Origin of the sequence: Burkholderia sp. Nafp2/4-1b, assembly GCF_003635165.1 — a bacterium.
Classification (GTDB): domain Bacteria; phylum Pseudomonadota; class Gammaproteobacteria; order Burkholderiales; family Burkholderiaceae; genus Burkholderia.
Window position 1 is genome coordinate 305,106 of record NZ_ML058597.1, and the last position, 19,361, is coordinate 324,466.

Consider the following 19,361-nt stretch of genomic DNA (forward strand, 5'->3'; position numbering starts at 1 on the left):
GCGTCAGAACGTGATCGTCGTGCGCACACCGACCACCGTTTCGTCGCCGATGCGCGCGCCGGCCGCATTCGGGTTCGGGATGCCGCCGCCGGGCCGGAAGAAGTGCTGCAGGTCGGCCTGCAACTGCCACCACGGCGCGACCTGGTACTGGTAGGTCGCCTCGATCACCGTCTCCGCACGGCGCACCGGGTAACCGGGCGTCGTATAGGTGCCGGTGTCGCCGTCGAGCGCGCGTGCATGCGAGCCGATCTTCGCGTAGCCGACCGCGATGCCGGCCGTATCGTTGTCGCGTCCGGCGAACGGCGCCTTCAGCGTGACGCCCGCATTCGCCGCGAAATCGACGACGTTGCGATTGCCCGGCGCACCCATCACGCGTGCGAACACGCCGACCGAACGCGGACTGTCGGCCGACGGCCGCCATACCATCTGATCGGCGACCGCATAGAAGCCGTAGTTGCCGCGATGCGTTGCGGCTATCCCGTTGCTGTCCGGATTCGCGAGCGACAGCCCGTCGGTGCCGAAGCGCTGATCGTTCGCGTGCTGCGACTGATACCAGAAGCCGAGCTTGTACGTACCGGGCAGGCCGGCCGGTTGCGGTGCCTTCGGATCGGCGGGCGGCGCGTTCAGCGCGTACTCAAGCTCGCCGATCACGAATGCGCCGCTGCGCAGGTTGAAGTTGGTGCCGTGCGCGTTCAGCACTTGCGCGTCGCCGTCGCTGCGGCCGGCCGGATTGCCGTCGAACACGCCGACCATCGCGGTCCACGCGTCGGCCGGCTTCACGCGCAGCCGCACGCCGAGCGACGACAGCGGATACGCGGCGCCGCCGGCCGGCAGGTCGGCCGCGGGCAGCACGGGCCAGCCGAACGTCGCGTTCATGAACGTCGCCGCGTACTGGCTCACCATGAATTCCTGGTCGACGCTCTGCTGGCCGACCCGCACGTCGGCCTTGCCGTCGAGGAACGCCTGCTGGTACCAGAGCTCCCACAACCGCGTGGTCGAATTCGCCTCGATGCCGGTCGCGGTCTGCAGCGTCTGCAAATAGCGCTGCGAGAGGCTGGTGCCGTGGATCTGCAGCGCCGACACGTTGAACGTGCCGCCCGGCAGCCCGACCGCTTTCTCCGTATCGACGTTGAAGCCGAATTGCGTGACGCCCTGGTACGCACCGCCGCGCGCCGTGCCGCCCGCGGCGTTGTACAGGTATTCGCTGGTTTCCTGCAGGTTCAGCGTGACGCCGTGATCGCCGAGCACGTCGCGCAGGCCGCCCATGTTGCCGAGCAGGTTCGCGCGCTCCCACAGACCGGTGGGAGCAGGCGCGGCAGCATCGGTGGCCTGTTGTGCGGGGGCGGGTGCCGTATCGCCGGTGCGGGCGCCGGATGCCGGGTCGGCCGCCGCGGTCGCGGCGATCGGCGGCGACGATTGCGCGAACGCGGGCGCGGCGGCGAGCGACAGCAGCAACGCGGCGAGCGCATCGAAACATGGCGTGCGCAGAGCGGGTTCGAAACGATGCTTCATGTAGGCTCCGTTTTTTGGTTGATTAGTTTGATTGAAGAACTGGAAACGTGAATCGATGACGCGGGCGAAGGCGGCGCGCAAGCACGCGGCCGCCATGCCGCTTACGGCAGCCAGCCGCCGATCCGCCACACCTGCGCGAAGCCGAGGCGCGACGCGGCCGTGCACAGCAATGCGACGAGTGCGACGGCGACCGCCATCGCGCCGATCAGCAGGCAGTCGAGCGGGCGCGGCGCCGTCGGCAGATGCGCGAGCGCAGTGCCGCGCCAGCCGCCGAATGTGTGCGCGAGCGGTGAAAGGGGGAAACGAATGAGCGGTCGCACGCGACGTGAGCGAGTCGCTTGAGTCTGACCGCGAACGATTGAAGGAACATGACGACCTCCGTCCGGCCCGGCGCATGCCGGACGACGTGTTCGAGCGCGGGCGCATGACGCGCCTGCGATCGGCGATTGGAACGTAACGGAGCGTGCAACGGGCGAACCGGCAATGCCGGCCCGGGAGGAAGCGCGCTAACCCGACGAATGCGAGCTAGCGGCGAAAGACATGCGTCTGGCTGCTATCTCGCGATGGCTTGGCCGGCCTGGACCGGCATCGAACTGCAACTAGAGCATGCGTCCACGGAGGGACTCCCTTGATGAATTGGGGCGGATTGTAGTCGCGAGTTTTGCTGCGGTGCAAGCAGAAAACGTCGTTGCCCTGCGCATCGCCGCGCCGTCGTCGTATCGGCGCGCCCCGTCCGACGGGCCGTTCAACCGCCTGCCTGCGGCACGCGGGCACTGTTGCGCGCACGCATCGGCGGTGCGAGTCCGCCCGCGCATTGAAAGGTTTCGAAGCGTCATTCCGGGCGCGAATCTTTCAGCGTGCGAAGGCTCGAAAAAATATTCTCCGGCGGGCATTCCAAAGGGTTGACTTCCGTTTCTGCCGGTCCATAGAATCCGGCATCTTCACTCTTGGGGCCGCCGCCTTGGACGCCTGCAGTAGTCGATCTTCGTACGAAATTTCCGCCTGAGCGACCGACGTCCGCGCCTCATCGAAGCCGCCGTTTGTCCCCCAGGCAAACGGTGCGCGCAGCAGTATTCCGCAGTCACTCCCTACGTGCACCCTGATTCGCGCCGGTTTGCGTGATGCGTTTTCGCATGCGCGATCCGGTTTCGCCGCTGCCCGGTGCGCGGCCGCGTTCGCGCATGCGTTTCGCATGCGCTCGAACGGCGGCCCGCGTGCCGGACGGCGGCCAACCGTGTTCTCCGGAACACCGCACAGGAGCCGCCATGAACGACAGTGACAGTTGTCCCTTATGCCCGTTGCGCCAACAGACCCTTTTGAACCCGGGTCGCAGGGACACGCCGGCTCACTAGCCTGACATCACCGTCGTTCAGGCCCGGACTGGCCCCGCGCCCACCACGCGGCCGGCATGCATGCCGTCGCCGCCAGGAGCCAGACCATGAAATTCGGCCTTCTGCTGTCGAACCTCCCGCACGTCACGGAATCGCATCCGCACTACGACGCGATGCTGATGCTCGACGCCCGTCCGCGGGTGTTCTCCCGCTTGTTCTCCCGGTCGTTGAACCGGCTCAAGTCGTTGCTCCACTTCCACTGATACGCCGAGCGCGTCTCGGCATACGCATGCGGGCTCGTTTCGCGCGCGTATTCCAAGACCACATGCTTGCCGGATAAAAAATCAGCCGTACGGAATTCATCATGTCCACGCCATCCAACGTCTCTCCACCGATCGCCGTCGAACGCAGCGCCGTGCTCGACGAAGCCCACTTGGGCGACATCCGCGGTGCGCTCGGCACCATCGCGCATCACGACACCGCCGCGCGCGGCACGTGGTGGGCACGCTTGCGCACGCTGCTCGCGATCATCGGCCCCGGTCTCATCGTGATGGTCGGGGATAACGATGCCGGCGCATTCGGCACCTATACGCAGGCCGGCCAGAACTACGGCACGACGCTGTTGTGGACGCTGCTGCTGCTCGTGCCGGTGCTGTACGTGAACCAGGAAATGGTGCTGCGCCTCGGCGCGGTGACGGGCGTCGGCCATGCACGGCTGATCTTCGAGCGCTTCGGCAAGTTCTGGGGCGCGTTCAGTGTGATCGACCTGTTCCTGCTCAATGCGTTGACGATCGTCACCGAGTTCATCGGCATCACGTTCGTGCTGGCTTTCTTCGGGCTACCGAAGGTCGCGGGTGTATGCGTGGCCGCCGCGCTGACGATGGCAGCGGTGAGTACCGGCGACTTCAGGCGCTTCGAGCGGTTCGCGATCGTGCTGTGCGTGCTGAGCCTGCTGCTCGTGCCGGTGCTCGTGTCGATCCACCCGCCGGTCGCACAGATGTCGCGCGATTTCTTCGTGCCGGACTGGCCCGCCCACGCGAAGCTCTCCGACGTGATGCTGCTCGTGATCGGCATCGTCGGCACGACGGTCGCGCCGTGGCAGTTGTTCTTCCAGCAGAGCTACGTGATCGACAAGCGCATCACGCCGCGCTTCATGAAGTACGAGAAGGTCGATCTGTGGATCGGCATTGCGTTCGTGCTGATCGGCGCGGTCGCGATGATCGGCTTCAGCGCCGCGCTGTTCGGCGGTCATCCGGAATCCGGCAGCTTCAGCGACGCAGGCGGCGTGATCGCGGGCCTCGAGAAGTACGCGGGCCGCACGAGCGCGACGCTGTTCGCGGTCGCGCTGCTCGACGCGTGCATCATCGGCGCGGCGGCCGTGTCGTTGTCGACCGCGTACGCGATCGGCGACGTATTCAAGATCCGCCATTCGCTGCATCGCGGCGTGTCCGATGCGAAGGGCTTCTATCTCGTGTACTTCGGCATCGTCGCGGCCGCGGCCGCGCTCGTGCTGATTCCGGGCAGCCCGCTCGGCCTGCTGACGGAAGCGGTGCAGACGCTCGCCGGCGTGCTGCTGCCGAGCGCGACGGTGTTCCTGCTCGTGCTGTGCAACGACCGCCAGGTGCTCGGCCCGTGGGTCAATTCGACGAAGCTCAACGTATTCACCGGCGCGGTGATCTGGGTGCTCGTGCTGCTGTCGATCATTCTCACCGCATCGGTGATGTATCCGGACATCAGCGGCGAAGCGATCGTCGACGTGCTGGTCGGCGGCACGGTGCTCGCGATCGTCGGCTATCTCGCGACGGTTCTCATCCGCCGCAACAAGCGGGTCGTCGAGCCGGGTATCGACCGCTCGCTGCGCGCCACGTGGCGCATGCCGCCGCTCGAGTCGCTCGAGCCGCAGAACATGACGGTCGCGACGCGCGTCTGGATGGCCGTGCTGCGCGGCTATCTGGTGATCGCGGTCGGTCTCGTGATCGTCAAGGTCGTGCAGATGACGCTGCTGAAGTAACGGCACGCGTCTGCCAGGAAGCGGCGCCGGACCCGGCACCGCGCCGCAACCCGTCCATGCCGGCCCGCGAGGCCGGCATGGGCGTTTACTGGGTCGAACATCGCTGTCGAACAGCGGCGGTCGAACAGCGCGCGCGTCAGATCAGCTCGAGCTTCGACGTCAGGTACGTGAGCTGGATCCGGTTCGCGACGCCGAAGCGCTTGCGCAGCTTGCGCAGGTGATAGTCGACGTTGTGCGCACTGGTGTCGAGACGCCGGCCGATCTCCTTGTCCGACGCGCCTTCCGCGATACCCAGCAGCAGTTCCTGTTCGAACGGCGTGAGCCCGTTGATCGCGCGTTCGCGCGACGTCGCGATCAGTTGCGGCGATGCGAACTTGTGCACCGACAGCCCGATCGACAGCGCCTGCTCGATCGTCGCCGGCGTGATCCACTCGCGCGTGCGGCGCGGCGCGGTGAAGCTCATGAACGCATGCAGCCGCGTGCCGGGCACGGCCATCGAATACATGATGCCGCTGCACATGCCGTCGTCCTGCATCGTCTGCAGGAAACCGTCAAGCGCGGCCGGCGTCACGCACGGCGCGTCGTCGCGCTCGCGATGTTCGCGGCGCAGCTGCTGCAGGTCCCACACGATCGGCATGTTGCATACGCGCGCGCCGAGCGTGCGCGGATCGATGTCGTGATGGTTGTGCCGGACGTAGTCGCCGCGGTAGGTGGTCGGCGTGAACGCTTCGTGAAGATAGAGACTCTCGACGCGCTCTCGCGAGAACTCGAGCGCGAAATACGCGAACGTCGAGAAGCCCGTCAGGTGCAGCAGGCTTGCGACGATCCGGTTGCGTTCCGCCGTGCTCTGCGCGTGCGCAAGCGTATCGGCGACGCCGAGCTTCGGCGCGTTGGGCTGCGTGACGTCGCCGCGCTTGACGTCGTCGCACCACACGACCTGCACCGGGCGCGCTCTCGACGCGTCGGCGCAGGTGGCCGTTCGCCGGGGCGAACGGGACAAGGTTGGGGCGACCGCTTCTTCTTGCAATGCAATATCGGACATGAGCCATCCCTCGGAATCGACGCGCATCGCGTGGCGGCAGCCGTGTCGTGCACGGCGCTCGCGACGGTGCGATCGAGCATCTTTATGATATGCGCCGATCGTCATCCAGACGAAACGCGGGGGCATTGTACAAAAATGCCGGTGTGCGCGTAATATGCCGTAATACTAATCGCGGCGAAAGGTTCATGCTCGCACGCATATAGACACAACCAGAAAATCATAAAGAAAAGACCAGATCGTAACGGGGCACGTTCACATATTGGGAAAGGGTGGGCTGCTCATGACATATGCTGACGACGCGCCACGCGTCGAGTGGTTCTCGCAAGCCGATATCGCGGCGGCCGCCGCTTATTCAAAAGAAATACCCGCAATCGAGCGTGACGTTTTTACCGGCATTCAAATCGCGCCCGGTAAATCCGACCTCAATTCCGTCGATTTCGCGCAATGCCACGCGCGATTGCGGCAAATCGGTTTCAGTACCCTCGGTTACGGCGCATACGAGATGATCGGGCGGCGCATTCTGTGCGCGCATCTGCTGCGCGACCTTGCGCCCGCGACCTTCATGCAACCGTATATCGAGGGCATGCTCTACGAGAGCGACCCGCGGTTCGCGCAGGTGCGGCAGAGCGGCTTTCCGGTCGTGTGGCGGCTCGACGAGATCGAGGCGAGCGCGCAGGGCGGCGGCGATCGCAAGGTGCTCGCGCTGGCCGGCCATTTGCGTGCGCACGCAATGAACAGCGGCGTGATCTTCAGCCTGTCGGCGCCGCGGCTCGACCTGCGCGTCGCGGTGAACATCACGTCGGAGGCTCACGGCACCGAGTGGATCGACGATCGCGTGATCGGCGGCGCGCTGTCGGTGAGTCTGGCCGTGCACCGCGTCGCGCTGCCGTTTCTCGAGGCGCGCATCGCGCGGATGCGCGGCTTCGCGCTCGCCGACGAGCAGCAGCAGGTGCTCGATCGTCTAGTGCACGGGCTGTCCGACCAGGAGATCGCGAGCGCGCTGCGCACGTCGCTGCACAAGGTCGGACACCATATTCGCTCGCTCGAAAAACTGTTCAACGTCCAGAACCGCGCGCAGCTCGCGTATCTCGCCGCACGCCGTCTTCAGTCCTGATTCGGGCCGCCCGCGCGGCGGCCGCCGTCCGATGGAAGCGGTTCCGGCGATGCGCACGCGCACGCATCGCCGGGTTTCGTAGTCCGATCCGTTCGTCATACGAAAACCGCCGCGGCGCTACGAGGCGCGCCCCTTTCAACGCGGTTTCGCGTCGCTACACTCGTCCCATTCAACGGTCCGAGCGACACGGGGCATGACCGCCCGCGCCCGCCGGAAACAACGACAGGACGACGGCACGATGGCAGAACCGAAGGCGCTCCCCCGCGACTGGCAGCGGATCTTTTCCGCCGGCCGCAGCGTGTCCGGGCGGCGTCTCGGAGCGTCGCCGCGCGCCGACCTGTTCCTTGCCGCGTTCATCGTGTCGGTGGTGGCGCTGTTCATCCTGCCGCTGCCGCAGGCCGCGCTCGACGGGATGATCTCGCTGAATCTCGCGGCGAGCGTCGTGCTGCTGACGGTGTCGACCTACGTGCCGTCGGCGGTCAGCTTCTCGTCGTTTCCCGCGCTGCTGCTGTTCACCACGCTGTTCCGGCTCGCGCTGAACATCGCGTCGTGCAAGCTGATCCTGCTACATGCGAACGCGGGCCACGTGATCGATGCGTTCGGCCGGCTCGTGGTCGGCAACAACGTCGTGGTGGGCGGCGTGGTGTTCCTCGTGATCGCCGTCGTGCAGTTCATCGTGATCGCGAAGGGCTCGGAGCGGGTCGCCGAAGTCGGTGCGCGCTTCTCGCTCGACGCGATGCCGGGCAAGCAGATGAGCATCGACGCGGACCTGCGCGCGGGCATCATCAGCGCCGACGAAGCGCGCGAGCGCCGCGAGAAGCTCGAGCAGGAATCGCAGATGCACGGCGCGATGGACGGCGCGATGAAGTTCGTGAAGGGCGATGCGATCGCGGGCCTCGTGATCGCGTTCATCAACATCGTCGCGGGCATCGCGGTGGGCACGCTGATGCACGGGATGGATATCGGCGAGGCGCTGCAGCGCTACGCGATCCTGACGGTCGGCGACGGGATGGCGTCGCAGATTCCGTCGCTGCTGGTGTCGATCGCGGCCGGTATCGTGACGACCCGCGTCGCGACGCGCGACACGCGCCAGCGCCAGCTCGGCGAACAGCTGGGCGAGCAGCTCGGCGCGCATCCGCGCGCGCTGCTGATCGCGGCGCTGGTGCTGGCCGGGTTTCTCGTCGTGCCCGGTTTTCCGAAGTGGTCGTTCGCGCTGATCGCGTTCGGCCTCGGTGCGTTCGCGTTCACGCAATTGAAGCGCAAGACCACCGCGCCGAGCTTCAACCTGATTCATATCGCCGGACGCATCGGCGCGACCGATGACGGCCAGCCCGCGAAGGTGTCGCATGCGGCGGGCGTCACGTCGCTGATCGCGGTGTCGCTGTCGGACGATCTGCGCACGACGCTGAATCTCGCGCAACTGCAAACGGCGCTGTCGAGCGCGAAGGCGCGCGTCGACGCGGATATCGGCACCGTGTTCCCGCGCATCACGCTGAACGACGACGAAGGCGCGCCGGCCGGCACCTATCGGATCTATCTGCAGGACGTGCTGGCCGCGCATGGCGCGCTGAAGCCGGGCTGGCTGCTGTGGGACGGCGTCGCACCGCTGCCGGAACGCGCGGAGCGCCAGCCGGCCGAGGCGTTCGGTCCGTTCGCGACCGCGCTGTGGATCAAGCCCGACGGCGCGGCACCGGACGGCAAGTGGCTGACCAGCGAAGGCGCGCTCGCCGCGCACGTCGAACAGATCGTGCGCCAGCATGCGGACGAACTGCTCGGCATCCAGGAGACGCAGGCGCTCGTCCATCTCGTGCGCCGCGAGCATCCGGAGCTCGTCGGCGAGCTTACGCGCCTGGTGCCGCTGCAGCGCGTGACCGAAGTGCTGCGCCGGCTGCTCGCCGAGCAGGTGCCGATCCGCAATCTGCGCGTGATCTTCGAGAGCCTGATCACGTGGGCGCCGAACGAGCCGGACGACGTGATCGCGCTGGTCGAACTGGTGCGCGTCGACCTGCGCCGGATGATCACCGATCGCCATGCGGGCGCGGCGCGCCAGTTGCGCGTCGTGCTGTTCGAACAAAACCTGCAGGAGCGGATCGAGAGCGCGGTGATGCGCACGAAGCAGGGCAATTTCCTCGCGCTGTCGAGCGCGATCAAGCAGGACATCGGCGAGCAGGTGCGCGCGATCGTGCAGGCCGCGACGGCCGCGCAGGCGTCCGGCCCCGGCGGCCACGGCAACGCGCAAGGCACGCCGCGGCTCGCGGTGATGGTCGCGCTCGGCGCGCGCCGCTACGTGAAGACGATCCTGCAGCCGGTGCTGCCCGAACTCGCGGTGCTGTCGTACCAGGAGGTCGAGGAGGACGTGCAACTGCATACGATCGGCTGGGTGAAGAACCCGCCGGACGACGGCACGCTCGGCGCGGGCGCCGGCGTGCGTGCGCCGGGAGTCGTGCAATGACGAGCTCGACGATTCTCGACCTGACCCGCCAGGCGCTGATGCTGGTGCTGCTGCTGTCGCTGCCGATCGTGCTGATCGCCACCGTCACCGGCCTCGTCGTCGCGATCCTGCAGGCGGTCACGCAGGTGCAGGACGCCAACATCGGCATCGCGGTGCGGCTCATCGCCGTGATGGTCGCGCTCGTGCTGCTGTCCGGCTGGCTCGGCAGCGAAGTGCTGCGCTTCGCGCAGCAGGCGCTGGAACGCATGTTCGTTTCTTCCCCAGGAGTGCTTTGATGCGTCGACGCGTCGCCCCGATTCCGTTTCAACCGCGCCGCCTGCAACGGGCCGCGCTCGCCATGTGCGCGACCGCGCTGCTCACGGCCACGCTGTGCATGACGATCGCGCAGCCGGCCCGCGCGGCGGACCTGCGCTGGCGCAACAAGCCGTTCACGATCGTCGCGAACGGCAAGAAGATCGGCGACTTCATCCGCGAACTCGCGTCGTCGCAAGGCGTGACGGCCGTGGTCGATCCGAAGGTCGACGGCGTGATCAGCGGACGCTTCTCGGGCACGCCGCAGCAGACGCTCGATACGATCTGCTCGACCTACGGGCTCACGTGGTACTACGACGGCTCGTTCCTCTACGTCGATCCGGCCGACCAGTCGCAGACGCAGATGATCGCGATCCCGCCGAACGCGGCGGGCGAGATCGGCCGCGCGCTGCAGGCGATGCAGATTCCGGACAAGCGCTACACGCTCGTGATCAACGACCGCGCGAACAGCGTATACGTGGCCGGTCCGCGCCGCTACGTCGAGCTCGTGCGGCAGGCGGTCGGCTCGGTCGGCGATCCGTCGGCGAACGGCGCGCACGCGGACATTCGTGCGTTCCGGCTCAGGTACGGCTGGGCGTCCGACTTCACGATCAACCGCTCGGGCAAGGAAGTGACCGTGCCGGGCGTCGCGACGATCCTGCGCCGGCTGTTCGGCAAGGTCGGCGACACGGCGGCGGCGCCGTCGAGCACGCCGCTCGGGCAGGCGGCGCGCCAGGTGAAGCTCGGTTCGGGGCTGACGATCGCGGTGCCGCGGCTCGACTTCCCCGATATTTCCGGCGGCGCGCGGCAGGGCGGCTACGGCGGCGCGGACAGCAGCGCGGGCAGCGGCATCTCGCCGTTCTCGAGCGGTGGCGGCGGCGACACGCTGCCGCAGATCGTCGCCGATCCGGCGATCAACGCGGTGATCGTGCGCGACCTGCCGGAGAACATGTACCGCTACCAGTCGCTGATCAACCAGCTCGACGAGCGGCCGCGCATCGTCGAGATCAACGTGACGATCATCGACATCAACGAGGATTCGCTCGACAGCCTCGGGATCGACTGGCGCCTGCACACGACGCACGGCGACGTGCAGATCGGCAACGGCCAGAACCCGCTGAACGGCAACACGCAGTACAACGGCGCCGGCAATCCGCCGCTGACGTTCGGGATCGGCGCGTCGGAAACGGGGCAGACCGGCACCTTCATGCCGACCGGCATCGCGCTGACCGCGTCGATCGGCGGCTCGCTGCGCAATTACCTGCTCACGCGCGTGAATGCACTGGCACAGAAGGGGCAGGCGCAGCTGCGCTCGAAGCCGAAGGTGCTCGCGCTCGACAACACCGAGGCCATTCTCGAGAACCTCACGCAGTTCTACGTGCAGGTGCAGGGCTACCAGGATTCGTCGCTGTACAGCGTGACGACCGGCACCAGCATCAAGGTGACGCCGATGATCGTCGACGAGGCGATCCGCAACGCGGCGGCCGTGTCGGCGGTAGCCGTTCGCAACCCACAGAGCGTGATGATGTCGATCGACATCCAGGACGGCAACATCGTGCCGGGGCAGGCCGTGTCGAACGTGCCGGTGATCCAGCAGCGCAACATCGTCACCAAGACGATGATCGACGAAGGCAAGAGCCTCTTGATCGCGGGCTTCAACGACGACGAGGTGCGGCTGAACAAGAGCGGCGTGCCGTGGCTGTCGGACATTCCGCTGATCGGCAACCTGTTCAAGTACACCGACAAGTCGGGCAATCACATGGAGCGGTTCTACCTGCTGACGCCGCGCGTGGTGACGACCGCGTCGATGTATGCGCCGGACGGCTCGCCCGTGAATCCGGGCGCGGACAGCCCGGCCGATCCGAACGCGATGTCGATGTATCGGCCGCCGGACAACGATGTCGCGGTACCGCTGACGCCGAAGCCGCTGCCCGGCACGAAGTTCGGTCCGCCCGCACTGCCGCCGCCGCCGAAGGACACGGCGGCGCAGCCGGTGGCGTCGACCGCAGGAGCACCCGCCCATGTCGACGACCATCATTGATCCGCACGGCGACGGCGCATTGCCCGGCAGCGCGGCGGGCGCGGGGGGCGGTGCGGCCGCGCTCGCGTCGCCGTGGAACCTGTGCTTCCTCAGCGGGCCGATGTACGGACGCACTATGTCGCTCGCGCGCGGCGCGAACTGGGTCGGCACGGCGGCCGATTGCGAAGTGATCCTGCCCGATCGCGAGATCGGCGCGAAACAGGTGTGCCTGCAGGTCGGCGCGCTCGCGGTGACGGTGCAGAACCACGGCGACGACGGCGGCGCACCGGTGCTGTTCAACGACGAGCCGCTCGGCGCGGGCCGCCGCTCGATGACGCCGCAGGACGTCGTGACGATTGGCTCGATCAAGCTCGGCATCGCGCGGCACGCGCTGGCGAGCGTCGCCGTGCCGGACGAGGCCGGCGCGCCGGACGCCGCGCGCGAGGCCGCATGGCTCGGCTGGCTGACGGGCGGGCTGCGGCGTCTTGGCAGCCGGCGGCTCGTGATCGCGCTCGTCGCGCTGTGGATCGGCGTGCTGCTTGGCGCACTCGGCTACGGCTTCGTCGCGTGGTCGGGGCGGCTGCCGTGGCAGCACGAATCGGTGCTCGCGCGCACGCACCGGCTGCAGCAGCTGCTGCATGCGTATCCGGAGCTCGCGGTCGCGCCGCGCGACGACGGCGTGATCGTGTCGGGCTACGTGAGCGACCCCGCCGCGCGGGAACGCGTCGCGCAGATCGTCGCGGGCGTCGACAACGCGGCGCTCGGCAACATCTACGTGGTCAGCGATCTCGTCGCGACCGCGCAGACGTATTTCAGCGATACGGCGCTCACGGTCACTTATCTCGGCCGCGGCCGGATCGAATTGACGGGCGCGGCCGAGCGCGCGCAGATCGAGCCGCGCATCCGCAACTACATGAAGGACGCGCGCCCGGCGCTCGAAGTGGTCGACCACGTGCGCGACGCCGATGGCGCCGCGCCGCGCACCGCGACGACGCTCGGCGGCGTGGCCGGGATTCCGGAGATCACGACGGTATTCGCCGGCGACGGCGACCAGCGCTACATCGAGACGGTCGACGGCAGCCGCTATTTCGAAGGCGCGCGGCTGAAGGAAGGGCCGACCGTCGTGTCGATCGGGCCGGACGCCGTCGTGTTCGAGCGCAACGGCCAGCGCATCACGATGCCGCTCGGCGGTGCGTCGGCGAGCGCGCCGGAGCGGGCGCCGGCGGCGCCGGTGGCACCGCTCGCGAGCGGGGCGGCGGCGGGCGTCGCGCAGCCGGTGCCGGGGCCGACGCTGCTGCCGGATGCGCGGGCGACGCCGGCCGTCGCGGCAGCCGGCGCAACGAAGGGGGCGGCGCACTAGCGCCGCGACAGGATCTGCGCATCGCGACTCGCGCGGTGCGCGCATAACGCGACACGCCGCACGGATGCGGCGCGTCACGTCGCCGGCGGGGCATGGGGCCGCCGCCGGACAGTGGATGATGTTCTTTACGCAAAGGAGCGAATCATGGGTGCTTCAGCAGCCGGCAACGCGGGTGGTGCAACCGACACGAACCAGGTCCAGCAGCAGGCGGACGACCTGACCAAGACGCAGCTCGAACTGACGAAGATCAACTTCCAGGTCCAGCAGTCGACCGCGACGTTCGAAACCAGCAACGCAGTGACCGCGCAGGAGGGGACGGCGAATGCCCAGGTTGCGCAACACCTGAGCTCGGCCGGCCGCGCATGACGCCGGTCGCCGGCCGCGCCGTGCGTCGGCGCGCGCCGGGCGGCCCGTCGTGGGCGCTCGGCCGCGGCGGCGTGCGTGCCGGCCGGCTCGTTTGCGGATCTGCCAGCCAAGGAGGGCATGAATCATGTCAGTGACAGGCGTAGGCGCGGCGCCGCCCGGCGCGGCCGCGCTCGCGGGTGCCGCGCAGCAGGCGGGCACGGCGTCCGATCCGGCGCAGGTGCGCCAGTTCGATGCGCTGATGCAGCCGGGGGCGTCGCCGGCCGCGGCATCGCCATCGGCGTCGGGTGTCGCGATGTCGCGCGCGCCGGCCGATGCGGCGCCGGCGGTGCAGATGACGCCCGCGACGCCCGCGCAGGCGAACCATTCGTCGCTGGTCGAGCGGTTGCGCACGTACGGCAACGATCTCGACACGCGGTACGCGAACATCGACAAGCATCGCACCGAGATGCTGACGTCGATGGCGGACAACCGCAGCGATCCGCTGATGACGATGGTGAAGGCGATGGATTTCCAGTGGACGGCGACCACCACGATTTCCGAATACCAGTTGAGCCTGTCGGTCGCGCAGGCGGCGAACGGCTTCACGCACACGGTGCTGAAGACGCAGGAGTAGCGAAAGCCGGTGCGTGCGCCTGCAACCAGGCCGCGCGCCCTGAAGCGGACAAACGATGACGACGATCGATTCGACGCCGCGCATGCATGCGTGGCGCAGCCGGGCGGCGCGTGCGCTGCTCGCGGGACTGCTCGCGCTGCTCGCCGGCTGCCAGAAGGAGCTTTACTCGGGCCTGTCGGAGCGCGATGCGAACCAGATGGTCGCCGTGCTCGGCGATGCCGGCATCAGCGCGTCGAAGGACAACGACGCACGCGACACGTCGGATCGCAACGCGTGGCTGGTGAGCGTCGCGGACGGCGACATGCAGTCGGCGCTCACCGTGCTGCAGGCGAACGGGCTGCCGAAGCCGAGCTATGCGAGCCTCGGCGAACTGTTCCAGAAGCAGGGGCTCGTATCGACGCCGGCCGAGGAGCGCGTGCGCTACCTGTATGGCATCTCGCAGGACCTGTCGCGCACGCTGCAGGACATCGAGGGCGTGGTGGTCGCGCGCGTGCAGGTCGTGATTCCGGAGAACGATCCGCTCGCGGACAAGATCAAGCCGTCGTCGGCGGCCGTCTATATCCGCTACCGGCCCGGCGTCGACCTGCGGGCGATGGCGCCGATGGTCAAGGACCTGGTCGCGCACAGCATCGAAGGGCTGCAGTACGACAACGTGTCGCTGTTCCTGCAGCCGGCCGCCGCGCGCACGACGCGCGTCGACGGCATCGGCAGCGCGCTATCGGACATCCTGCGGCTGCGCTCGCCGCTCGGCTGGCTCGTGTTCGCGCTGATCCTGCTGACGTTCGCGGTGATCGCGCTGTCGGCCGCGCGGCGCGGGATGTTCGGCGCGCGGCTCGCCGCGGTGGTCGGCACGCCGCGCGGTGCGAACACGGCGGGCGGTGCGTCCGCTCAGGGCGGCGGCAGCCTGCGCACGCCGGACGGCGCGCGCGACGGCGCATGAGCGACCCGCATGCGCTGCCGCAGGGCGCCGCGCCAGACGCGTCGTCGCTGCCATCGCTGCCGTGGCTGCATGCGATCGCGCCGCCGCCTGCCGGGCGGCGCGCGGCGTTTCATGCGCTCGTCTGCGAATTCAACCTGCGGCCCGATCGCTATCTGCACGTGACGCGCGTGCCGGCCGACTGGCCCGCGCGCTATCGCTCGCCCGACGCGTTCGGCCCGGCCGGCCGCAAGCTGCTCGCGCGCCATCTGCTCGACGCCAACGGAGTCGCAGAACGTCACGACTTCGACGTCGCGAACCCGTGCGCGCGGCTCGCGCTGCTGCCCGGCGCGGCGCTCGAACAGCTCGCTTCGTATGCGGGGCTGCTGCTGCATCGCGGCTGGCTGCGCGACGCGCTGAACGTGCGGCGCATTCGCGCGGAAGTCGCGGCGAAACTCGGCGGCGATGCGCTGGAGCTCGCGCTGGAACGCGCGCCGGAGTTCGGCGCGCTCGCGGACACGCTCGAACCGTGGCGGGCCGATCCGGCTGCGCTGCCGGTCGTGATCCGCGCGCGCGGCGGCCGGCTGCTCGCGGATTTCATCGGCGTGGCCGGCGACGCGGTCGCGCGGCGCGTGCGCCTGAAGTTCAACCGCGCGATCGACGACGAAGCGCCGTACTGGCTGAACCGCGCGCAGCGCGACCAGTTCGGCGAATTGCTGTTCCTGTTTCTGATTCCCGAGAGGCTTGCGTCATGGGACTGGCTTTTCTGATCACGAGCGACAACCTGCAGCTGCTGTCGGAGCGCAAGGTGCTCAAGGAGCGCGAATACGCGGCGCTGCTCGACGCGTCCGCGGTGATCGCGACCGCGCGCGACGAAGCCGCGCGCATCGTTGCCGATGCGCAGCGCGAATTCGACAAGCGCCAGGCGGCCGGCTACGACGAAGGGATGCGCCGCGCGCAGCGCGAGCATGCGGCGCAGACTTATACGCAGGCGCTGGCCGCCGCGCGCACGATGGAATCGATGAAGGATTCGATGGCCGACATCGTCGTGAAGGCCGTGCGCGCGATCGTCGGCGAGATGGGCACGCAGAAGCTGTACGAGGCCGCGCTCGCGCGGATCGCGCCGCTCGTGCGCGACGAGCCGTTCCTGATCGTGCGGGTCGCGCCCGGCCGCCAGGACGAGATGCGCGACGCGCTCGACCATGCATTCGCCGGGCAGTCGAACCGTCAACGCATCCGCATCGTCGAGGACCCCAAGCTCGAACGTCATGCGTGCACGGTCGAGACGCCGTCCGGGCGCATCGACGCGAGCCTCGACCTGCAGATCGATGCGCTGCGCCAGGCGATCCGCCGCGACGCGCTGAAGGGCACGACGCGATGAACGCGCCGCTCGACGATCCGCAGCCGTTCGGCCGCGACGGTGACGGCGACGACGATGCTGCGCCGTTCGATCGCGGCCGCCTCGTCGGCGATCTCGACGCTGGGCTCGCGTTCTTCTCGCCGGTGTCGGTGCAGGGCCGCGTCAATCACGCGGTCGGGCAGATCCTCAACGCGACGGGCATCCGCGCGCGGCTCGGCGAAATCTGCGAGCTGCGCACGCCGAACCAGCCGACGCTGCTCGCCGAAGTGGTCGGCTTCTCGCGGCAGACCACGTTGCTCACGCCGCTCGGCGACGTGGCCGGACTGTCGCCGGAAACGACCGTCGTGCCGTCCGGGCGCGAGCACGTGTTTCCGGTCGGCGAAGCGCTGTTCGGCCGCGTGCTCGACGGGCTCGGCCGGCCGCTCGACGACCGCGGGCCCGTGACGGGCGCCGCGTGGGTGTCGACGCAGCAGGACCCGCCGAACCCGCTTGCGCGCAAGATGATCGACACGCCGTTTCCGACCGGCGTGCGCGTGATCGACGGCCTGATGACGCTCGGCATCGGCCAGCGCGTCGGTATCTTCGCGCCGTCCGGCGTCGGCAAGAGCACGCTGCTCGGGATGATCGCGCGCGGCGCGCAGGCCGACGTGAACGTGATCGCGCTGGTCGGCGAACGCGGCCGCGAAGTGCGCGAGTTCATCGAGCACAGCCTGTCGCCGGAGGTGCGCGCGCGCTCGATCGTCGTCGTGTCGACGTCCGATCGTCCGGCGATGGAGCGCGTGAAATCCGCGCTGGTGGCGACCGCGATCGCCGAGCACTTCCGCGATGCGGGCAAGCGCGTGCTGCTGCTGGTCGACTCGCTGACGCGCTTCGCGCGCGCGCAGCGCGAGGTCGGTCTCGCGAGCGGCGAGCCGCCGACCCGGCGCAGCTTCCCGCCGTCGACGTTCGCGGTGCTGCCGCGCCTGCTCGAACGCGCGGGGCAGGGCGCAACCGGGTCGATCACGGCGCTGTACACGGTGCTGGTCGAGGGCGATGAGGAATCCGATCCGATCGCCGAGGAAGTGCGTTCGATCCTGGACGGCCATATCGTGCTGTCGCGTAAGATCGCGCTGGCGAACCGCTATCCGGCGATCGACGTGCTCGCGAGCCTGTCGCGTGTGATGCCGCTCGTCGCGAGCCGCGCGCATCAGCAGGCGGCCGCGCGCGTGCGCGAGTTGATCGCGAAGTATCAGGAGATCGAGCTGCTCGTGCAGATTGGCGAGTATCGCGAGGGCAGCGACCGGCTCGGCGATCTCGCGCTGCGCGCGCGCGACGCGATCGGCGCGTTCTGCGCGCAGGCGTCGCACGAGGACGTGCGCTTCGACACGCTGCTTGCGAAGCTGACGAAACTCGCGAACGACCATGTCTGAAGCCGACGACCGCCTCGTGCTCGCGACGCTCGCGCGCCTGAAGCGCGTGCGCGAGATGCGCAGCCAGATCGCGCGGGTCGCGGCCGCGCGCCAGCAGGGTATCGCCGCGGAGAGCCGGCGCGCGCTCGACGCAGCGCACGCGCAACTCGCGCAGCAGGTCGCCGCGAAGGCCGCGATCCAGACGCGGCTCGCCGACGACGTGCGCGAAGCGCGCGCGCTGCAGAACGCCGCGGCCGATACGCGCACGTTCGATCGCCATATCGGCGTCGCGAACGCGTCGGTCAGCGAGGCCACGCACGTGCATCGCGATCACGAAGCGACGCTCGCCGACCTGCAGCGCGCCGCACGCAAGGCGAAGGCCGCCGAGGACAAGCTCGACAAGGCCGGCGAGAAGGCGCTGCACGCGCGCGCCGCGCGGGTCGAGCGCGACGCCGACGAGGTCGCGGATGCGCATGCGGTGCGGCGCTTCGCGACGGCCGGTGTGTGGGCGAGCGATGCGGACGGGCATGCTGCGGGGCCGGCGGAACTGGCCGCCGTGTTCGATGCGGAGATGGTGTCGCGACCGGCGGATGCAGACGCGGCGGACACGACGAACACCGCAGATACGACGGACACCGCAGACACGTCCGACGCCGCGGACACGTCCGACCCGGGCGCTGCAGCCGCCAAGACCGACCCGATCGCCGCCCCCGCCCCAGCACCCGCCGCTCCCGTCGACGACACCGCACGCGCCGCAGCGGAGCGCCGATGCTAGACCACGCGGCGAACTTCAACGATATCGCCGGCACGCTGCGACCGCTGCTCTATGTGATGCCGCGCCTGCTGCCGATCATGTTCGTCGTGCCGGTATTCAACGAGCAGATCATCACGGGCCTCGTGCGCAACGGCATCGCGGTCGTGATTGCCGCGTTCGTCGCGCCGGTGATCGACCCGGCGCAGGTCGCCGCGCTGCCGTTCCTGATGTGGTGCCTGCTGGTCGCGAAGGAAGCGGTGGTCGGCATGCTGCTCGCGGGCGCGTTCAGCGCGGTGCTGTTCGCGATCCAGGGCGTCGGCTACCTGATCGATTTCCAGACCGGCAGCGGCAGCGCCGCGTACTTCGATCCGATGGGCGGGCACGAGGGCGGCCCGACGTCAGGGTTCCTCAATTTCGTCGCGATCGCGCTGTTCGTCACCGCGGGCGGGCTGCAGGTGCTCGTACAGCTGTTCGCGCAGTCGTATGCGTGGTGGCCGATCGGCTCGCTCGGCCCGGATTTCTCGTCGATGCTGGAGACCTTCTTGGTGCGGCAGACCGACACGATCTTCGAATGGATGGTGAAGCTCGCCGCGCCGGTCATCATCGTGCTGGTGCTCGTCGAGCTCGGCATCGGCCTGGTCGGCCGCGCGGTACCGCAACTGAACATCTTCGTGTTCGCGCAGCCGGTGAAGAGCGCGCTCGCGGTGCTGATGATGGTGCTGTTCCTGCCGGTGGTGTACGCGTCGCTGCATGCGCTGCTGAGCCCCGACAGCGGGCTGATGGCGCTGCTGCGCGCGCTGTTCGCCGCGCACGGCGGCGCGTGAGCGCGCG

17 protein-coding genes and 1 pseudogene are annotated in these 19,361 nt (G+C 68.7%); 15 read left to right on the forward strand and 3 right to left on the reverse strand.

The features are described 5' to 3' along the window. Nucleotides 1–3: 3 nt before the first annotated feature. A complete protein-coding gene (locus C7H84_RS01450; RefSeq protein WP_121857073.1) occupies nucleotides 4–1,512 on the reverse strand; it encodes a carbohydrate porin in 1,509 nt (502 codons plus the stop codon). 101 nt (nucleotides 1,513–1,613) lie between these two features. After that, nucleotides 1,614–1,882 (reverse strand): annotated as a pseudogene (locus C7H84_RS01455) (hypothetical protein). 1,068 nt (nucleotides 1,883–2,950) lie between these two features. On the opposite strand from C7H84_RS01455, the gene C7H84_RS36155 reads away from it, so the two are divergent. Continuing rightward, entirely contained in the window at nucleotides 2,951–3,106 is a 156-nt protein-coding gene (locus C7H84_RS36155; protein WP_162999186.1) for a hypothetical protein, read from the forward strand. Nucleotides 3,107–3,207: 101 nt separating this feature from the next. Beyond that, complete coding sequence (locus C7H84_RS01460) at nucleotides 3,208–4,854, forward strand: Nramp family divalent metal transporter (protein WP_121857074.1); 1,647 nt, start codon at nucleotides 3,208–3,210, stop codon at nucleotides 4,852–4,854. A gap of 136 nt (nucleotides 4,855–4,990) precedes the next feature. On the opposite strand, the gene C7H84_RS01465 is transcribed toward C7H84_RS01460, so the two are convergent. Further along, nucleotides 4,991–5,896 (reverse strand): LuxR family transcriptional regulator, encoded by a 906-nt coding sequence (locus C7H84_RS01465; RefSeq protein WP_121857872.1) that lies wholly within the window; start codon nucleotides 5,894–5,896, stop codon nucleotides 4,991–4,993. A 280-nt stretch (nucleotides 5,897–6,176) separates the two neighbouring features. On the opposite strand from C7H84_RS01465, the gene C7H84_RS01470 reads away from it, so the two are divergent. From C7H84_RS01470 to sctT, 13 genes are all read left to right on the forward strand, one after another. Next, a complete protein-coding gene (locus C7H84_RS01470) occupies nucleotides 6,177–7,010 on the forward strand; it encodes an autoinducer binding domain-containing protein (protein WP_121857075.1) in 834 nt (277 codons plus the stop codon). 238 nt (nucleotides 7,011–7,248) lie between these two features. Beyond that, nucleotides 7,249–9,462 carry a type III secretion system export apparatus subunit SctV gene (sctV, locus tag C7H84_RS01475; RefSeq protein WP_121857076.1) on the forward strand — a complete coding sequence of 738 codons (2,214 nt, stop codon included), beginning with the start codon at nucleotides 7,249–7,251 and terminating at the stop codon, nucleotides 9,460–9,462. Beyond that, a complete protein-coding gene (gene sctS, locus C7H84_RS01480) occupies nucleotides 9,459–9,737 on the forward strand; it encodes a type III secretion system export apparatus subunit SctS (protein ID WP_121857077.1) in 279 nt (92 codons plus the stop codon). Before sctV ends, sctS begins: the two co-directional genes overlap by 4 nt. Then, nucleotides 9,737–11,794, forward strand: a complete 2,058-nt coding sequence (gene sctC / locus C7H84_RS01485) for a type III secretion system outer membrane ring subunit SctC (protein WP_121857078.1) — start codon at nucleotides 9,737–9,739, stop codon at nucleotides 11,792–11,794. The genes sctS and sctC overlap by 1 nt, the downstream gene beginning before the upstream one ends. After that, nucleotides 11,775–13,133: a type III secretion system inner membrane ring subunit SctD gene (gene sctD, locus C7H84_RS01490; RefSeq protein WP_121857079.1), complete on the forward strand. Its 1,359-nt coding sequence runs from the start codon at nucleotides 11,775–11,777 to the stop codon at nucleotides 13,131–13,133. Before sctC ends, sctD begins: the two co-directional genes overlap by 20 nt. A gap of 144 nt (nucleotides 13,134–13,277) precedes the next feature. Next, complete coding sequence (locus C7H84_RS01495) at nucleotides 13,278–13,499, forward strand: hypothetical protein (protein WP_121857080.1); 222 nt, start codon at nucleotides 13,278–13,280, stop codon at nucleotides 13,497–13,499. 124 nt (nucleotides 13,500–13,623) lie between these two features. Beyond that, nucleotides 13,624–14,112: a hypothetical protein gene (locus tag C7H84_RS01500; protein ID WP_121857081.1), complete on the forward strand. Its 489-nt coding sequence runs from the start codon at nucleotides 13,624–13,626 to the stop codon at nucleotides 14,110–14,112. 55 nt (nucleotides 14,113–14,167) lie between these two features. Next, nucleotides 14,168–15,052, forward strand: coding sequence for a type III secretion inner membrane ring lipoprotein SctJ (gene sctJ, locus C7H84_RS01505; RefSeq protein ID WP_121857082.1), 885 nt, complete (start codon nucleotides 14,168–14,170; stop codon nucleotides 15,050–15,052). Next, nucleotides 15,049–15,798 carry a SctK family type III secretion system sorting platform protein gene (locus C7H84_RS01510; protein ID WP_121857083.1) on the forward strand — a complete coding sequence of 250 codons (750 nt, stop codon included), beginning with the start codon at nucleotides 15,049–15,051 and terminating at the stop codon, nucleotides 15,796–15,798. Before sctJ ends, C7H84_RS01510 begins: the two co-directional genes overlap by 4 nt. Next, nucleotides 15,780–16,409 carry a type III secretion system stator protein SctL gene (gene sctL / locus C7H84_RS01515; RefSeq protein ID WP_121857084.1) on the forward strand — a complete coding sequence of 210 codons (630 nt, stop codon included), beginning with the start codon at nucleotides 15,780–15,782 and terminating at the stop codon, nucleotides 16,407–16,409. The genes C7H84_RS01510 and sctL overlap by 19 nt, the downstream gene beginning before the upstream one ends. Continuing rightward, the gene (gene sctN / locus C7H84_RS01520) at nucleotides 16,406–17,797 is read left to right on the forward strand and encodes a type III secretion system ATPase SctN (protein ID WP_121857085.1); all 1,392 of its coding nucleotides are present in this window, start codon (nucleotides 16,406–16,408) and stop codon (nucleotides 17,795–17,797) included. Before sctL ends, sctN begins: the two co-directional genes overlap by 4 nt. Next, nucleotides 17,790–18,551, forward strand: a complete 762-nt coding sequence (locus C7H84_RS01525; RefSeq protein ID WP_121857086.1) for a hypothetical protein — start codon at nucleotides 17,790–17,792, stop codon at nucleotides 18,549–18,551. The genes sctN and C7H84_RS01525 overlap by 8 nt, the downstream gene beginning before the upstream one ends. Further along, on the forward strand, nucleotides 18,545–19,354 hold the full coding sequence (sctT, locus tag C7H84_RS01530) for a type III secretion system export apparatus subunit SctT (protein ID WP_121857087.1): 810 nt from the start codon (nucleotides 18,545–18,547) through the stop codon (nucleotides 19,352–19,354). Before C7H84_RS01525 ends, sctT begins: the two co-directional genes overlap by 7 nt. Nucleotides 19,355–19,361 lie beyond the last annotated feature (7 nt).

Excerpts from the sequence above, each read along its gene's own strand:
- C7H84_RS01500 (WP_121857081.1), top strand. The coding sequence starts at position 13,624 with ATGTCAGTGACAGGCGTAGGCGCGGCGCCGCCCGGCGCGGCCGCGCTC.
- sctN (WP_121857085.1), top strand. The coding sequence starts at position 16,406 with ATGAACGCGCCGCTCGACGATCCGCAGCCGTTCGGCCGCGACGGTGAC.
- sctS (WP_121857077.1), top strand. The coding sequence starts at position 9,459 with ATGACGAGCTCGACGATTCTCGACCTGACCCGCCAGGCGCTGATGCTG.
- C7H84_RS01510 (WP_121857083.1), top strand. The coding sequence starts at position 15,049 with ATGAGCGACCCGCATGCGCTGCCGCAGGGCGCCGCGCCAGACGCGTCG.
- sctC (WP_121857078.1), top strand. The coding sequence starts at position 9,737 with ATGCGTCGACGCGTCGCCCCGATTCCGTTTCAACCGCGCCGCCTGCAA.
- sctV (WP_121857076.1), top strand. The coding sequence starts at position 7,249 with ATGGCAGAACCGAAGGCGCTCCCCCGCGACTGGCAGCGGATCTTTTCC.
- C7H84_RS01465 (WP_121857872.1), bottom strand. The coding sequence starts at position 5,896 with ATGTCCGATATTGCATTGCAAGAAGAAGCGGTCGCCCCAACCTTGTCC.
- C7H84_RS01525 (WP_121857086.1), top strand. The coding sequence starts at position 17,790 with ATGTCTGAAGCCGACGACCGCCTCGTGCTCGCGACGCTCGCGCGCCTG.
- C7H84_RS01470 (WP_121857075.1), top strand. The coding sequence starts at position 6,177 with ATGACATATGCTGACGACGCGCCACGCGTCGAGTGGTTCTCGCAAGCC.
- C7H84_RS01450 (WP_121857073.1), bottom strand. The coding sequence starts at position 1,512 with ATGAAGCATCGTTTCGAACCCGCTCTGCGCACGCCATGTTTCGATGCG.
- sctJ (WP_121857082.1), top strand. The coding sequence starts at position 14,168 with ATGACGACGATCGATTCGACGCCGCGCATGCATGCGTGGCGCAGCCGG.
- C7H84_RS01495 (WP_121857080.1), top strand. The coding sequence starts at position 13,278 with ATGGGTGCTTCAGCAGCCGGCAACGCGGGTGGTGCAACCGACACGAAC.
- sctL (WP_121857084.1), top strand. The coding sequence starts at position 15,780 with ATGGGACTGGCTTTTCTGATCACGAGCGACAACCTGCAGCTGCTGTCG.
- C7H84_RS36155 (WP_162999186.1), top strand. The coding sequence starts at position 2,951 with ATGAAATTCGGCCTTCTGCTGTCGAACCTCCCGCACGTCACGGAATCG.
- sctD (WP_121857079.1), top strand. The coding sequence starts at position 11,775 with ATGTCGACGACCATCATTGATCCGCACGGCGACGGCGCATTGCCCGGC.
- sctT (WP_121857087.1), top strand. The coding sequence starts at position 18,545 with ATGCTAGACCACGCGGCGAACTTCAACGATATCGCCGGCACGCTGCGA.
- C7H84_RS01460 (WP_121857074.1), top strand. The coding sequence starts at position 3,208 with ATGTCCACGCCATCCAACGTCTCTCCACCGATCGCCGTCGAACGCAGC.